This window comes from Pseudomonas sp. MF6776 (genome assembly GCF_016613125.1).
Lineage (GTDB): Bacteria > Pseudomonadota > Gammaproteobacteria > Pseudomonadales > Pseudomonadaceae > Aquipseudomonas > Aquipseudomonas iridis.
The window spans coordinates 158,957-174,517 of sequence record NZ_JAENSQ010000011.1 but is presented as its reverse complement, the minus strand read 5'-3'; the positions used below and the strand labels follow the sequence as shown (position 1 = coordinate 174,517).

The following is a 15,561-nucleotide window of genomic DNA, read 5'->3' as shown; positions in this document are numbered from 1 at the left end:
TTCGTCCGGGAAATTGTTCGACAATCGAACGCTCGACGACGATGCACAGCACCAGTCCTGGTGCGTCCGTGCCTTTCAGGTTCTGCTCCGACAATCCACTGCCTGGATGATGTCTGGAGAGCCCGTGATGACTACAAAACCAAAAAACGCGATCAACCTGAGTGACTCGGCCAAGGTCGACGAGCAATCGGTCAAGCCGTTCACCCGTTCGCAAAAAGTCTACGTTCAGGGTTCCCGCCCGGACATCCTCGTGCCGATGCGCGAAATCAGTCTCGACGTGACCCCGACCGACTTCGGCGGCGAGATCAACGCGCCGGTCGTCGTGTACGACACCTCGGGCCCGTACACCGATCCCAACGTCATCATCGATGTGCGCAAAGGCCTGGGCGATGTGCGTTCGGCGTGGATCGAATCCCGTGGCGACACCGAGCGCCTGCCTGGCTTGAGTTCCAATTTTGGCCAGGAACGCCTGGCCGACGCCGAGCTGACCAAACTGCGCTTTGCCCACGTGAACAACCCGCGTCGCGCCAAGGCCGGGGCCAACGTCAGCCAGATGCACTATGCGCGCAAAGGCATCATTACTGCCGAGATGGAATACGTCGCCATCCGCGAAAACATGAAACTCGAAGTGGCTCGCGCCGCCGGCCTGCTGGACCAGCAACACGCCGGGCACAGCTTCGGTGCCAGCGTGCCGAAAGTCATCACCCCTGAATTCGTTCGAGAAGAAATTGCCCGTGGTCGCGCGATCATTCCGGCCAACATCAACCACACCGAACTGGAACCGATGATCATCGGCCGTAACTTCCTGGTGAAGATCAACGGCAACATCGGCAACAGTGCTTTGGGTTCTTCGATCGAAGAAGAAGTGGCGAAACTGACCTGGGGCATCCGCTGGGGTTCGGACACGGTGATGGACCTGTCCACCGGCAAGCACATTCACGAAACCCGCGAATGGATCATCCGCAACTCGCCAGTGCCGATCGGTACCGTGCCGATCTATCAGGCGTTGGAAAAAGTGGGCGGCGCCGCTGAAGACCTGACCTGGGAGTTGTTCCGCGACACGCTGATCGAGCAAGCCGAGCAGGGCGTCGACTACTTCACCATCCACGCCGGCGTGCTGTTGCGCTATGTGCCGCTGACCGCCAAACGTGTGACGGGCATCGTTTCCCGTGGCGGTTCGATCATGGCCAAGTGGTGCCTGGCGCACCACAAAGAGAACTTCCTCTACACCCATTTCGACGAAATCTGCGAAATCATGAAGGCCTACGACGTCAGCTTCTCGCTGGGCGACGGCCTGCGTCCGGGCTCGATTGCCGACGCCAACGACGAAGCGCAATTCGGCGAGCTGGAAACCCTCGGCGAGCTGACCAAGATCGCCTGGAAGCACGACGTGCAGTGCATGATCGAAGGCCCGGGCCACGTGCCGATGCAGTTGATCAAAGAGAACATGGACAAGCAGCTGGAATGCTGCGACGAGGCGCCGTTCTACACCCTTGGCCCGTTGACCACTGACATCGCGCCGGGCTACGACCACATCACCTCCGGTATCGGTGCGGCGATGATCGGCTGGTTCGGTTGCGCCATGCTTTGCTACGTGACGCCGAAGGAGCACTTGGGTCTGCCGAACAAGGATGACGTGAAGACCGGGATCATCACCTACAAGATCGCCGCGCACGCAGCGGACTTGGCCAAGGGGCACCCGGGCGCACAGATCCGCGACAACGCCTTGAGCAAGGCGCGTTTCGAATTCCGTTGGGAAGACCAGTTCAACCTCGGCCTCGATCCGGATACCGCGCGTTCGTATCACGATGAAACCTTGCCGAAAGACTCGGCCAAGGTCGCGCATTTCTGCTCGATGTGCGGGCCGAAATTCTGCTCGATGAAGATCACTCAGGAAGTCCGCGAATACGCGGCCAACCAGCGTATCGAAGCGGTCGACGTGGACGTCGCCCAAGGCCTGGCGGAACAGGCTGAGCGGTTCAAGAAGGAAGGCAGTCAGCTTTATAAAAAAGTGTAAGCGGCAAGCTGCAAGCTGCAAGTTAGAGGCAGATGCGAAACCTGCTTTTTCTTGCAGCTTGTGGCTTGCAACTTGTAGCTATCACTCCGTGAGATCAACACCCTTGAGCATTCAACCCGGTACCTACTCCCCCGATCTCGCCGTGCCCGCCGACAGGCGTGTATTCGGCGGTCGCGATCTGTTTTCCCTGTGGTTCTCCCTCGGCATCGGCCTGATGGTGCTGCAGACCGGCGCATTGCTCGCGCCGGGTCTGGGCTTGTCCGGTTCGCTGCTGGCCATTTTCCTCGGCACGCTGGTCGGTGTTCTGCTGCTGGCGGCCGTCGGCGTGATCGGCAGCGACACCGGTCTGTCTTCGATGGCTGCACTCAAACTCAGCCTCGGCAGCAAAGGTGCGAGCTTGCCGGCGCTGCTCAATCTGCTGCAACTGATCGGTTGGGGCTCGTTCGAAATCATCGTCATGCGTGATGCGGCCAGCCTGCTCGGCACCCGCGCATTCAGCGAAGGTTCGCTGTGGTCCAATCCGGTGTTGTGGACGCTGTTCTTCGGCGCTCTGGCAACCCTGCTTGCCGTCAGCGGGCCGCTGACGTTTGTCCGGCAGATCCTGCGCAAATGGGGGATCTGGCTGCTGTTGGCTGCGTGCCTCTGGCTGACCTGGAACCTGTTCGCCAAGGCGGATCTGACGGCGCTCTGGGCGCGTGCCGGTGACGGTTCGATGCCATTCGCCGTGGGCTTCGACATCGCCATCGCCATGCCGCTGTCGTGGCTGCCGCTGATCGCCGACTACTCGCGTTTCGGCAAGCGTGCGAAGAACGTTTTCGGCGGCACCGCCGTCGGTTTCTTTATCGGCAATTTCTGGCTGATGAGCCTTGGCGTCGCCTACACCCTGGCGTTCGCGCCGAGCGGTGAAGTCAATGCGTTGCTGCTGGCACTGGCCGGTGCCGGGTTGGGTATTCCGCTGCTGCTGATTCTGCTCGACGAATCGGAAAACGCCTTCGCCGACATTCATTCGGCAGCGGTGTCCAGCGGGATTCTGTTGCGCCTGAGAGTCGAGCATCTGGCGCTCGCCATCGGCGTCATCTGCACGCTGATCGCACTGCTGGCGCCATTGGCGCAATACCAGAATTTCCTGCTGCTGATCGGCTCGGTGTTTGCGCCGTTGTTCGGCGTGGTGCTGGTGGATCACTTCATCCTGCGCAAGCGCCGGGGGCAGGTCGCATCAGCCGCGTTGCGCTGGCCGGCGTTGTTGGCGTGGCTGGGGGGTGTCAGCACCTATCACTTGCTGGCGAATCTGTATCCGGACATCGGCGCCACCCTGCCGGCGCTGGTGCTGGCAGGGCTGCTGCAATTTGTGCTCGGTCGGGCCTTCAGTTACGGCCGGGAAACAGCTCAGGCTTGAGAATGCCGTTCAGACGTGGATAAGGGATCTTCAGTTCGACGTGGCCCAGCGCGTAAGGCGCGATGGTGCTCACTTCGTACTTGAGGATCACCCCGCCGTAGGTCAACGCCACGTGCGGGGTTTTCACGAATGGCCAGCTCTTGACGAACTCGGGCTCCTGATCGAGCTTGGTGCTGATCAGCCAGCTGTTGTGCGCCACTTGCGCAGCCTTCCAGAACGCCTCTTCCTGCCCCGGCATCAGCATGTCGGACAGGTTCAACACTTTGTGCTGCTGGCGCGAATAGTTGATGAAACCGCGACCCGGTGTGCCATGGGCGCCACCGGTGTCGAGGTAGCTCGACAATTCGATGATCACCAAGCCGTCATGCTGTTCACGTACTTTCGCTTGCAGATAGCTGCTGTTGCGCGGGCCGGCGTTGGCCAGGAACTGCTCGCGATAGGCCGCCAGCGTCGGCGCAACAGGCGCGCCCGGCTCGGTTCGGGTCATTTGCAGCAGGCGTTTTTCGATGATCGGGTCCAGCGCGGGCTCTGCCGGGAAACGCAGGGTATCGATGTTCACCAGTGGGCAATCAGGGGTGGAACATCCCGGTTTCAGCTGTTCCGACGCATCACGGGTGGTTTCCAGCGGCGTGCGATAGTTGGGCTGGAACAGGCTCGCGCACGCGCCCAGGGTCAGGGCAATGGCGGCCACGGAGGCAATTTTGAAAAGCGACATGGGCGTCCTTTCGAAAGCAGGGGAAGGCAAAAAGTTACCGCTTCGACTCTCAACGAAGCAGTCAGTTCGCCACTAAGCTAATTAGAGTGGGTTTCGCCGCCACCGTCCATCCCGATGACGGTAAAGGGGCTGCATCAAACGGTACGGGCGCGTTAGGATGGCGCGAAGTCGAGGTTGCCAGTAACGATAAGCAACCTCGTAATGGATTCGCAGTAAACGAGGATGCTCATGACTGATTTTGCCAACGCCATTCCGACCGCCGTCGACATCGTGCGCCGCGAGAGCTGCTATCAGGGCTTCTACAAGCTCGACCGTGTGCACCTGCGCCATGAGCTGTTCGCCGGGGGCATGAGTCGCGAGATCAATCGTGAATTGTTCGTGCGTCACGATGCCGTGTGCGTTCTGCCGTACGATCCGCAGCGCGACGAAGTGGTGCTGATCGAGCAGTTTCGCGTCGGCGCGATGGGCAAGGCTGACAATCCGTGGCTGGTAGAACTGGTCGCTGGTCTGATCGACAAGGATGAACAACCGGAAGAAGTTGCTCACCGCGAGGCGCAGGAGGAAGCTGGGCTGGACATCAAGGCCCTGTGGCCGATGACCAAATATTTCCCGTCACCGGGCGGCAGCAACGAGTTCGTGCATCTGTATCTGGGGCGTTGCAGCACCGATGGCGTTGGCGGCCTGCATGGGCTGGAGGAAGAGGCAGAAGATATCCGCGTCACGGTCTGGGCCTTTGAAGATGCCTTGCAGGCCGTCCGTGACGGACGCATTGCCAACGCGGCGAGCATCATCGCTTTGCAGTGGCTGGCGCTCAACCGCGCCGAAGTGAGGGGGTTATGGTTGTAAACAAGCTGCGCGATCGTTATCGAGTCGACCTCGTGGGGCTACAGGCTGCCTGCGAGGCCAACTACGCGCGCCTGATGCGACTGGTGCCGGACATGCGCAACGAGCCCGAGGCGCGGCGCATCGCCGTGACTCAGGGCGAGCAGATGCTCGGCGTACTGGCCCTCGAAGTGCTGCAAACCTGCCCGTATACCACCACGTTGCAGGTGCGCCAGGAGCACAGCCTGCCGTGGTTGCCGGTGCCGCAACTGGAAGTTCAGGTCTATCACGACGCGCGTATGGCTGAAGTGATCAGCGCCGAACATGCACGACGCTTTCGCGGCATCTATCCTTACCCGAACGCCGCGATGCATCAGCCCGATGAAAAGGCTCAGCTGAATCTGTTCCTGGGGGAATGGCTGAGTCATTGTCTGGCGCTGGGGCACGAGTACGAAGTCGTACGCTAGTTGTGAACTGCGTCCGGTTCCTCGGTTTCCTCTTTCAGTAATCCCCCAGCATAATTGCGGCGCTTAACGATTCCGTGCTTTTGCCTTGGGAGAACGCCTTGCCGAGCGTATCCACATTGACCACCGCCGATCCGGCGTTGCTGGTGCAGTTGTCCGACAGCCATCTGTTCGCCGAAGCGGATGGCTCGCTGCTGGGCATGAACACCCGCCAGAGCCTGCAAAAGGTCATCGAGTTGGTCCTGGAGCAGCAGTCACGGATCGATCTGATGCTGGCCACCGGGGACATTTCCCAGGACGGCACGCTGGAGTCCTATCAGCAATTTCGTGAAATGACCGCGCAGATCGATGCGCCGGCGCGCTGGATTCCCGGCAACCACGACGAACCGATGATCATGGCTGAGGCCGCCGTGCAAAGCGCGTTGCTCGAATCGGTGGTCGATCTCGGCAACTGGCGTGTGACGATGCTGGATTCGGCGGTACCGGGTTCGGTGCCGGGGTATTTGCAGGACGATCAGTTGCAACTGCTGGCCCGCTCGTTGAGCGAAGCGCCGGAGCGTCATCATCTGGTGTGCTTTCACCATCATCCGGTGTCGATCGGTTGTGCGTGGATGGAACCGATTGGTTTGCGCAATCCAGAGGCGTTTTTCGAAGTGCTGGATCGTTTTCCGCAGGCGCGGGCGGTGCTGTGGGGGCATGTGCATCAGGAAATTGATCGCCAGCGCAATGGCGTGCGTTTGATGGCGTCACCTTCGACCTGCATTCAGTTCGAGCCGGGGAGTGAAGACTTCAAGGTCGGTGAGCAGGCACCGGGGTATCGCTGGTTGCGGTTGTTGCCGGATGGACGGCTGGAAACCGGGGTTGAGCGCGTGACTGATTTCGCCTTCACCGTCGACTATGGCTCCAACGGGTACTGAAACTCCTTTTCCCAACGGCTAATGCCAACCCCGGCTAACGCTACCTTGTAGGAGCTGCCGAAGGCTGCGATCTTTTGACCCTGTTTTTACAATCAAAAGATCGCAGCCTGCGGCAGCTCCTACAAGAGGCAACATGCTCAGCATGGGCATTATTTGTATGGCCCATCCTGCTGTGACTCCCTGTAAACTCCGCTATCTTTCGCCGACACCCAGGGAGCTCAAATGTCCGGTTCGATCCTCTATATCCACGGTTTCAACAGCGCTCCGACCTCGAAAAAGGCCTGTCAGCTGGTGGCGGTGATGGAACGGATGGGTTTGAGCGAGCAATTGCGTGTCCCGGCCCTGCATCACCATCCGCGTGAAGCCATCGGTCAGTTGGAACAGGCGATTGCCGAGCTAGGCCAGCCGTTGCTGGTGGGAAGCTCACTCGGCGGCTACTATGCGACTCACCTGGCCGAGCGCCATAGCCTGAAAGCCCTGCTGGTCAACCCGGCGGTCAGCCCGCACCGGATGTTCGACGGCTATCTGGGCACGCAGAAAAACCTGTACACCGATGAAACCTGGGAATTGACCCACGACCACGTTGCGGCCCTGGCCGAACTGGAAGTGCCGGCGCCCCAGGATGCGCAGCGTTTTCAGGTCTGGTTGCAGACCGGCGATGAAACATTGGATTATCGCCTCGCCCAGCAGTATTACCGCGCCTGTGCCTTGCGCATCCAGGCCGGCGGCGACCACAGTTTCCAGGGTTTCGCCGGGCAATTGCCGGCGTTGCTGAGTTTTGCCGGCATTGGCGCCGATTTGTATCAGGCAATCGATTTCACCGCACTGTGAAGTCTTGCCCCTATTTCATGAATGACTGACGACGAGACCCTATGGCCACTCCCAGCGCTAGCTCTTATAACGCCGACGCCATCGAAGTCCTCTCGGGCCTCGACCCGGTGCGTAAACGCCCCGGCATGTATACCGACACCAGTCGGCCGAACCACCTCGCCCAGGAAGTCATCGACAACAGCGTCGACGAAGCCTTGGCCGGCCACGCCAAATCGGTGCAGGTCATCCTGCACGCCGACCACTCGCTGGAAGTCAGCGACGATGGCCGCGGCATGCCGGTCGACATCCACCCTGAAGAAGGGGTGTCGGGTGTTGAGCTGATCCTCACCAAGCTCCACGCGGGCGGCAAGTTTTCCAACAAGAACTACCAGTTCTCCGGCGGTCTGCACGGGGTGGGTATTTCCGTGGTCAACGCCTTGTCGACCGAAGTCCGGGTGCGCGTGAAGCGTGATGGCAACGAGTACCAGATGACGTTCGCCGATGGCTACAAGGCCACCGAACTTGAAGTCGTCGGCACCGTTGGCAAGCGCAACACCGGTACCAGCGTGTATTTCGCGCCGGACCCTAAGTATTTCGATTCACCGAAATTCTCCATCAGCCGCCTCAAGCACGTGCTCAAGGCCAAGGCTGTGTTGTGCCCGGGCCTGCTGGTCAGCTTTGAAGACAAAGGCACCGGCGAGAAAATCGAGTGGCATTACGAAGACGGCCTGCGCTCCTATCTGGTCGACGCTGTCAGCGAGTTCGAACGCCTGCCGGACGAACCGTTCTGCGGCGCTTTCGCCGGTAATAAAGAAGCGGTCGATTGGGCATTGCTGTGGCTGCCGGAAGGTGGCGACGCGGTGCAGGAGAGCTACGTCAACCTGATCCCGACGGCGCAGGGCGGTACCCACGTCAACGGCCTGCGTCAGGGCCTGCTCGATGCGATGCGCGAGTTTTGCGAATTCCGCAGTCTGCTGCCGCGCGGCGTGAAGCTGGCGCCGGAAGATGTCTGGGAGCGCATTGCCTTCGTTCTGTCGATGAAGATGCAAGAGCCGCAATTCTCCGGCCAGACCAAAGAGCGTCTGTCGTCCCGTGAAGCGGCGGCGTTTGTCTCCGGTGTGGTCAAGGACGCGTTCAGCCTGTGGCTCAACGCCAACCCGGAAACCGGCCTGGCGCTGGCCGAACTGGCGATCAACAACGCCGGCCGTCGCCTGAAAGCGAGCAAGAAAGTCGAGCGCAAACGCGTCACCCAGGGGCCGGCACTGCCGGGCAAACTGGCCGACTGCGCCGGGCAGGACCCGATGCGTTCCGAACTGTTTCTGGTCGAAGGTGATTCCGCCGGCGGTTCCGCCAAGCAAGCGCGGGACAAGGAATTCCAGGCGATCCTGCCGTTGCGCGGCAAGATCCTCAACACCTGGGAAGTCGACGGCAGCGAAGTGCTCGCCAGTCAGGAAGTGCACAACATCGCCGTGGCCATTGGTGTCGATCCAGGCTCGGCCGACATCGCCCAACTGCGCTACGGCAAGATCTGCATCCTCGCCGACGCCGACTCCGACGGTCTGCACATCGCAACCTTGCTCTGCGCGTTGTTCGTACAGCATTTCCGCCCGCTGGTGGACGCCGGTCACGTCTACGTCGCGATGCCGCCGCTGTACCGCATCGACCTGGGCAAAGAGATCTACTACGCCCTCGACGAGGCTGAGCGTGACGGCATTCTCGACCGTCTGGTGGCCGAGAAGAAACGCGGCAAGCCACAGGTCACCCGATTCAAAGGTCTGGGTGAAATGAACCCGCCGCAACTGCGTGAAACCACCATGGACCCGAACACTCGGCGTCTGGTGCAGTTGACTCTGGAAGACTTCGACGCGACCTCGGAAATGATGGACATGCTACTGGCGAAAAAACGCGCCGGTGATCGCAAATCCTGGCTGGAATCCAAAGGCAACCTGGCCGAGGTTCTTGGTTGATGCGGGTTGGCTTTGCCCTGGCGTGTGCGTTACTCCTGACCTCTGTTTCGGCGCTTGCCGAGCCGGTGCCGGAGTTGCGCGTGCTGTCCGAGCATCCGGTAGACGGCATGCGCGGCGGCAACCTGTCGGGGCTGGCGCAGTGTGGCAACGAGTTGTGGACGGTGTCCGATCGCGACGATGATCAGATCTATCGCCTTGATACGCGGCAAACCACCTGGCAGGCCGAAACCGTGCACATCGACGTGCCTGAGTTACCCGAGACCGGGCTGCCCTGGGGTTTGCGTTCGCGCAACTGGGCGGCGTCCTTTGTGCGCGGCGGCGATCTGGATTTCGAAGGCATCAGTTGCGACAGCGCCGGCAATCGCTACATCGTCAGCGAGGGGCATGCGGCGGTGTTGCAACTGCCTGTGAGCGGCCCGGCGAACTGGCTGAAGATCTCGCCGATTGTGGTTCGCGAAGCGCGAGCCAAGGGCATGTTGCAGAAATTCAACGCGATATTCGAAGGTCTGGCGATCAATCCGGCGGGGGATCAGATGTGGTTGGCTGCCGAGCGCCAAAGCCGTGGCTTGCTGTTGATCAAGCGCCAGCAGACGGTGTGGGACTGCGACGGTCGCTGTGTACTGCTGAGCGAAGGCGGCAAGGAAATGCAGCCGGCGCAGTTTCCCAATGCCAAAGCGGTCGACCGGGATTTTTCCGACCTGTCATTTTTCAACGGCAAGCTGTTCACCCTCGAGCGCAACGCCTTTCAGATTTGCCGTCGCGATCCGCTGACGGCCAAGGTCGAGCGCTGCTGGTCGTATGCCGCCGAACTGTTGCAGGAAAATCGCCGTTATTCACAGGACTATGGGCTGGAAGAAGCGTTGATCGTCGATGCCGACGGTGCGTGGATTGGCGTCGACAATAATTTCGGCCCGCGTGCCGATGGCGAGAACCGCCCTATTGTCTGGCGCTTCGCAGCGCCGCAAGGTGGCTGGAGCGCCAAGCCATGAGCCAGCAACCGCCGGGCAAGCGCGCCGGTCGGGTGCTGATGATTCTGGCCTGGTGCGCAGCGCTGTTTCTGGCCACGCGGTTTTTTGGCCAGTGGGAACAACGCCAGCAGAATCCGAACGTCGTCGTGAGTTCGGAGCAGGGCGCAGGATTTATCGAAGTGAAACTGGCGAGCAATGCCCAAGGGCATTTTGTCGCCAGCGGTCAGATCAACGGCGAACCGGTGGAGTTCATGCTCGACACCGGCGCGACCGACGTCGCGATCCCGGCGGATCTGGCCAAACGTTTGAAGCTGGAAGAAGGTTTCGGTGTGACCCTGAGCACGGCCAATGGCCTGAGCCAGGGCTATCGTACAAAAATCGCTCGCCTGCAACTGGGCGACATCGTGTTGCGGGATGTCCGCGCACTGGTGGCGCCGGGGTTGCATGGTGATCAGGTGCTGCTCGGCATGAGCGCCCTGAACAAACTTGAATTTACTCAGCGCGGTGGCACCATGCTGCTGCGCCAGACAACGAACCGATGAGGCCTGCATGAGCAATCCCCTTGATCTTAGCCTGGACGGTGTTGAACGCCGCTCGCTGGCTGACTTCACCGAAAGTGCCTACCTCAACTACTCCATGTACGTGATCATGGACCGTGCCCTGCCGCATATCGGCGACGGCCTGAAACCAGTGCAGCGGCGGATCATCTACGCGATGAGCGAGTTGGGGCTGGACGCCGATTCCAAGCACAAGAAATCGGCGCGTACCGTCGGCGACGTGCTCGGCAAGTTCCACCCGCACGGTGACTCGGCGTGCTACGAAGCGATGGTGCTGATGGCCCAGCCGTTCAGCTATCGCTACACGCTGGTCGACGGTCAGGGCAACTGGGGTGCGCCGGATGATCCCAAGTCCTTCGCCGCCATGCGTTACACCGAAGCGCGTCTGTCGCGATATTCCGAAGTGCTGCTCAGCGAACTGGGCCAAGGCACCGCGGACTGGGGCCCGAACTTCGACGGCACCCTGCAGGAGCCGCTGGTGTTGCCGGCGCGCCTGCCCAACATTCTGCTCAACGGCACCACCGGTATCGCCGTGGGCATGGCCACCGACGTACCGCCGCACAACCTGCGCGAAGTCGCGACCGCGTGTGTGCGCTTGCTCGATGAGCCCAAAGCCACGGTCGAACAGCTCTGCGAACACATTCAGGGCCCGGATTATCCGACCGAAGCGGAAATCATCACACCGCGCGCCGACCTGCTGAAAATGTACGAAACCGGCAAGGGCTCGGTGCGCATGCGCGCCGTGTACCACGTCGAGGACGGCGACATCATCGTCACCGCGCTGCCGCATCAGGTCTCCGGGGCCAAAGTGCTGGAGCAGATCGCCGGGCTGATGCAGGCCAAACCGTCGAAAGCGCCGCAGATTGCTGACCTGCGTGACGAATCCGACCACGAAAACCCGTGCCGCATCGTGATCATTCCGGTCAACAGCCGCGTCGATCACGAAGCACTGATGCAGCATCTGTTCGCCAGCACCGAGCTGGAGTCGACCTACCGGGTCAACGTCAACATCATCGGTCTGGATGGCAAACCGCAGCTGAAAAACCTGCGCGCATTGCTGGTCGAATGGCTGGAATTTCGCGTGCAGACCGTGCGTCGCCGCCTGCAATTCCGCCTCGACAAGGTCGAGCGTCGTCTGCACCTGTTGGACGGTTTGTTGATTGCCTACCTCAACCTGGATGAAGTGATTCACATCATCCGTACCGAGGAGCACCCGAAAGCCAAGCTGATCGAGCGTTTCGCCCTCAGCGAAATTCAGGCCGACTACATTCTCGACACGCGTCTGCGTCAATTGGCGCGACTGGAAGAGATGAAGCTGCGTGATGAGCAGGACGAACTGCTCAAGGAACAAGCCAAGCTGCAAGCCCTGCTGGGCAGCGAAGCCAAGCTGAAGAAACTGGTGCGCACCGAGCTGATCAAGGATGCAGAGACCTATGGCGACGACCGCCGCTCGCCAATCGTCGAGCGCGCCGAAGCCAAAGCGCTGACCGAACACGATCTGCTGCCGAACGAGAAAGTCACCGTCGTGCTCTCGGAAAAAGGCTGGATCCGTTCTGCCAAGGGGCACGAGATCGACGCCACCGGTCTGTCATACAAGGCTGGCGACGGCTTCAAGACCTCGGCGGCGGGGCGTTCCAACCAGTCTGCCGTGGTGATTGACTCCACCGGCCGCAGCTATTCGGTCGCCGCGCACACGTTGCCGTCGGCTCGCGGACAGGGTGAACCGTTGACCGGTCGTCTGACACCGCCACCGGGTGCGACGTTTGAATGCGTGCTGATGCCCGAAGACGATGCGCTGTATGTCATCGCCTCCGACGCCGGGTATGGTTTCGTGGTTAAAGGTGAAGACCTGCAAGCCAAGAACAAGGCCGGTAAGGCGCTGTTGAGCCTGCCGAACAACGCCAAGGTCATCGCGCCGCGTCCGGTGGCTGATCGTGAGAACAACTGGCTGGCCTCGGTCACGACCGAGGGTCGCCTGCTGATCTTCAAAATCAGCGATCTGCCACAATTAGGTAAGGGCAAAGGCAACAAGATCATCGGTATTCCCGGTGAGCGTGTCGCCAGTCGCGAAGAATATGTCACGGACATCGCCGTCATTCCGGAAGGCTCGACCTTGGTGTTGCAGGCCGGAAAACGCACGTTGTCGCTGAAGGCTGACGATCTCGAACACTACAAAGGTGAGCGTGGGCGTCGCGGTAACAAGCTTCCGCGTGGCTTCCAGCGAGTGGATGCGCTGCTCGTCGAAAACCTCAATTAGGCGTCCTAGAGAGCTCGATCTACGATTTAACGCGTAGATCGACGCTTTGGCGCTGGAGTCGGAACGCATATTCACGGATGATATGGCCTTTCAAGCGCCGGCGTGGCCGAGCGTTCTTCATATTTATTGAGTATTTTCACTGTGGTCAGCTTTGTGGCGGCCACCTGGACGGGATGATGACTGCGCTGCGCCTTCCAATTATTTTGTTACTCGCCGGCGTTCTTGGCCTGGCGGGTTGCAGCGTTCACCAGCCGGTGTCGCTCTATCAACTGGACAGCGGAAGTCCGGTTCAGCCTGCGCAAAGCGCGGGCATGGCGGTTTTGTTGGGCCCGGTAGTCGTAGCCGATTACCTGCAACGTGAAACCCTGCTGCAACGTCAACCGGATGGCAGTCTGCAAGCAGCGACCGACGGTCGTTGGGCTGGCAGCCTTTCGTCGGATATTGATCAGTTGCTGATGCGTCAGGTTGCCGGTCATCTGGACAGTCAGCGTGTCGTGCTGGCACCGGCCACTGGCGGGTTCACCCCGGATGTGCAGGTGTTGCTGACCATCACGCGTCTGGACTCCGGTGCGAAACAACCGGCGATTCTCGATGCGCAATGGCGCTTGATCGACCGCCGCGGCAAGGTGCGCGATAACCGCATCGTTCATCTGCAAGAGTTGCATGCGGGCAGCACGGCGTCGCAGGTAAAGGCGCAAGGCATTCTGTTGCAACGTCTGGCCGAGCAACTGTCGGTAGCGCTCAAGCCATTGGCCAATCAGCCTCCTGTGGCAGAAGTACCTCGTAAAGCGGCGCAGAAACCGGCAGCGCGGGCCGACGAAGCCGAGAAGCAGCCGAAGATCCCGATGGCATCGCCGATTCGTACAGACATGGAAGTGTTTCGCTTCTAAGGCTGGATCGAGTCAAGACAGAGCCCGCCCTTGTGCGGGCTTTGTTGTGTCTGGACGAACGAATAACACACGCGAACCCTGTAGGAGCTGCCGAAGGCTGCGATCTTTTGATCTGGTCTTCAGGATCAAGATCAAAAGATCGCAGCGTGCCGCAGCTCCTACACGATCCAATTCCGCGTTCGAAGATCCTTTCAGGTGACCACAAAAAAGCCCGCAGACAATCACTCGTCTGCGGGCTTTTGCGTATCAGGGCTAAGGCTTAAGCCCGACGCTCATGCATCCGCGCCAGTTGCCGCTCCAGCATCGATGGATAAGGCTCCATCAACCGCTCGACACAGCAAGCGCCCTCAGGGCTGGCTATCGGCCGGATCCGCGCACGCTGGCGGATCAGCGCGTCATCACTGATCTTGCGCTCGACCAGCAGCAGGTTGCGGCTGTGTTGCGACAGGGCCAAGGCATCCTGCGCCGAATCAGTCAGCAGCAGATCGATCTGACTCAAACCGAACAATTCATCGCCAAGGGTCAGGCCCAGTTGCAATTGCAGCGTGATGCCGCTGTCGGCGACTTCGATTTGCAACTGATGACCCAGTGCGCGCAGCAACTCGCCGCAGCAAATCGCGTTGGTCAGGTAGTCGTCGCCGCTGTCTTCGGTGTGGAACAGCATCAGCGTGCTGCCGTCGTTCAGGGTTTCGATTTCACCCTGGTACAACGAAGCGGCTTGATCCAGACAGTCGCGGTAGCGCGCCTGCAATTCTTCCAGACGTGCCCGAGGCAAACGGCGCAGTTGCTCTTGCGAGCCCAATTGCACCGCCAGCACTGCCGTATGTTGCGGTACGTTCGGCGTTGCTTTGCGCACGGCCGGTTGCGCGACGGCAGTCAAAGACTCGTCGCGCAGGTCGGCGAACGCGTCGTCGTCATCATCGTCTTCGACAGTGCTGACCACATGGCGCGGAGCAGGCTTGTGCGCGGCCAGCGGGCGGGTTTCGTCAAAGCTCGGGTCGCGCAGGTTGCGCACTTCGAACTCCGGCTCGTCTTCTTCGTCCTCGAACTCAGGTTCCGGCTCAGGCTCGGGCGCAGGTTCCGGCGCGTAGTTGGCGTGCAGTTGCCGCGCCAGATCGCCAATTTCATCCTGACGTTCTATGCCCGGCGTGTGCTCGTCGATCCGGCGCAGCCAGACGCGCAATTGCAGCAATGGTGTGGACAGATAACGACCCATGCGCAGGCTCAAGGCCAGCGACAGCGCCAACAGAATTGCACTGAGAATGCCCATGCTCTGCAAGCTGATGGTCATTGGCTGCTGGAACTGATCCATGTCCAGGCTGATGCGCAGTTGCCCGGCCGTCACGTCCTGGAAAGTGATCTTGCTCTCGTACATGCCTTCGGCTTCGCCTAACAGGCTGTGCTTGGGGCGCTGACCGGATTCGGCGAGGATGCGGTTATCCACGCTATAGATAGCCGCGTGGGCGACCAGTTTGTTCTTGGTCAGGTTATTGAGCAGCACGTTAAGGCTGAGGATGTCGTTGGACACCAACAGCTCCGTGGCGGAGGTGGCGGTCTGCGTGGTCAGGCTTTCGCCCAGCGCATCGGCCTGCTCGTGCATGGCCTGCTTGAATTGCAAACCCATCACGCCGGCATAGATCACCAGGGCCAGAGCGACCAGGATCACGTTATGGCTGGCAATGCGCAATGCTATCGGTACACGGCGGTGGCGCAGTGCACGGAAGATCAGCAGGAAGAAGTTATCGGTTTTGACTGGCGTAGGCCGGTTCACTGAGCTCGGC

General features: G+C 60.5%; 13 protein-coding genes. 11 read left to right on the top strand and 2 right to left on the bottom strand.

The annotated features are described in order from the left end of the window. Positions 1-127 precede the first annotated feature (127 nt). Positions 128-2,017 (top strand): phosphomethylpyrimidine synthase ThiC, encoded by a 1,890-nt coding sequence (thiC, locus tag JJD74_RS15245; RefSeq protein ID WP_042557350.1) that lies wholly within the window; start codon positions 128-130, stop codon positions 2,015-2,017. 103 nt (positions 2,018-2,120) lie between these two features. Further along, positions 2,121-3,413 carry a putative hydroxymethylpyrimidine transporter CytX gene (gene cytX / locus JJD74_RS15240; protein WP_047299470.1) on the top strand — a complete coding sequence of 431 codons (1,293 nt, stop codon included), beginning with the start codon at positions 2,121-2,123 and terminating at the stop codon, positions 3,411-3,413. Here the strand turns inward: cytX and JJD74_RS15235 are convergent. After that, entirely contained in the window at positions 3,382-4,128 is a 747-nt protein-coding gene (locus JJD74_RS15235; RefSeq protein ID WP_042557352.1) for an RsiV family protein, read from the bottom strand. The genes cytX and JJD74_RS15235 overlap by 32 nt on opposite strands. Positions 4,129-4,356: 228 nt before the next feature. On the opposite strand from JJD74_RS15235, the gene JJD74_RS15230 reads away from it, so the two are divergent. From JJD74_RS15230 to JJD74_RS15190, 9 genes are all read left to right on the top strand, one after another. Next, complete coding sequence (locus tag JJD74_RS15230) at positions 4,357-4,974, top strand: NUDIX domain-containing protein (RefSeq protein WP_042557353.1); 618 nt, start codon at positions 4,357-4,359, stop codon at positions 4,972-4,974. Further along, positions 4,965-5,417 (top strand): DUF1249 domain-containing protein, encoded by a 453-nt coding sequence (locus tag JJD74_RS15225; protein ID WP_042557354.1) that lies wholly within the window; start codon positions 4,965-4,967, stop codon positions 5,415-5,417. The genes JJD74_RS15230 and JJD74_RS15225 overlap by 10 nt, the downstream gene beginning before the upstream one ends. Positions 5,418-5,515: 98 nt before the next feature. Further along, the gene (gene cpdA, locus JJD74_RS15220) at positions 5,516-6,331 is read left to right on the top strand and encodes a 3',5'-cyclic-AMP phosphodiesterase (RefSeq protein ID WP_200615119.1); all 816 of its coding nucleotides are present in this window, start codon (positions 5,516-5,518) and stop codon (positions 6,329-6,331) included. Between the two features lie 222 nt (positions 6,332-6,553). Then, positions 6,554-7,162 (top strand): YqiA/YcfP family alpha/beta fold hydrolase, encoded by a 609-nt coding sequence (locus tag JJD74_RS15215; RefSeq protein WP_200615116.1) that lies wholly within the window; start codon positions 6,554-6,556, stop codon positions 7,160-7,162. A gap of 41 nt (positions 7,163-7,203) precedes the next feature. After that, positions 7,204-9,108 carry a DNA topoisomerase IV subunit B gene (gene parE, locus JJD74_RS15210; protein ID WP_150602659.1) on the top strand — a complete coding sequence of 635 codons (1,905 nt, stop codon included), beginning with the start codon at positions 7,204-7,206 and terminating at the stop codon, positions 9,106-9,108. Then, the gene (locus JJD74_RS15205) at positions 9,108-10,097 is read left to right on the top strand and encodes an esterase-like activity of phytase family protein (RefSeq protein ID WP_200615114.1); all 990 of its coding nucleotides are present in this window, start codon (positions 9,108-9,110) and stop codon (positions 10,095-10,097) included. The genes parE and JJD74_RS15205 overlap by 1 nt, the downstream gene beginning before the upstream one ends. Beyond that, complete coding sequence (locus JJD74_RS15200) at positions 10,094-10,618, top strand: retropepsin-like aspartic protease family protein (protein WP_042557359.1); 525 nt, start codon at positions 10,094-10,096, stop codon at positions 10,616-10,618. The genes JJD74_RS15205 and JJD74_RS15200 overlap by 4 nt, the downstream gene beginning before the upstream one ends. Positions 10,619-10,625: 7 nt before the next feature. Next, on the top strand, positions 10,626-12,890 hold the full coding sequence (parC, locus tag JJD74_RS15195; RefSeq protein WP_042557360.1) for a DNA topoisomerase IV subunit A: 2,265 nt from the start codon (positions 10,626-10,628) through the stop codon (positions 12,888-12,890). 176 nt (positions 12,891-13,066) lie between these two features. Then, positions 13,067-13,780, top strand: a complete 714-nt coding sequence (locus JJD74_RS15190) for a PqiC family protein (RefSeq protein ID WP_042557361.1) — start codon at positions 13,067-13,069, stop codon at positions 13,778-13,780. Positions 13,781-14,039: 259 nt separating this feature from the next. On the opposite strand, the gene JJD74_RS15185 is transcribed toward JJD74_RS15190, so the two are convergent. After that, positions 14,040-15,551, bottom strand: coding sequence for an AhpA/YtjB family protein (locus JJD74_RS15185; RefSeq protein WP_047299475.1), 1,512 nt, complete (start codon positions 15,549-15,551; stop codon positions 14,040-14,042). Positions 15,552-15,561 lie beyond the last annotated feature (10 nt).